Origin of the sequence: Enterobacter sp. UNJFSC 003, assembly GCF_036903355.1 — a bacterium.
Classification (GTDB): domain Bacteria; phylum Pseudomonadota; class Gammaproteobacteria; order Enterobacterales; family Enterobacteriaceae; genus Enterobacter.
In genome coordinates, this window is sequence record NZ_JBAKHK010000078.1 from 1 (window position 1) to 332 (window position 332).

A 332-nucleotide genomic window follows, 5' to 3' on the forward strand; every position below is an offset into this window, starting at 1 on the left:
GCCTTTACGGGCGCGAGTTTGCGCTTCCGCTTTCACTTCCTGCCAGATAGCTTCATCATGCTGCGCCCAGCCGCTAAAGCCCCAACGCCCACGGTGCAAGCCTGGTGCGCGATCGGTCGCCAGCATCGCTGCTTCAATCAGCAACGTACCGGAACCACACATCGGATCGAGCAGCGGTGTTCCTGGCTGCCAGCCGGATCGCATCACAATAGCGGCTGCCAGGGTTTCTTTGATCGGCGCAATACCAGCACGATCGCGATAGCCACGCAGATGTAAACCATCACCACTCAGATCAAGAGCGATACTGGCGGTTTCTTTATGCAGCCAGACGT

General features: G+C 58.1%; 1 pseudogene. It reads right to left on the reverse strand.

The features are described from left to right. Positions 1-332: pseudogene (gene rlmL / locus V5P19_RS23170) on the reverse strand (23S rRNA (guanine(2445)-N(2))/(guanine(2069)-N(7))-methyltransferase); the annotation flags it as partial.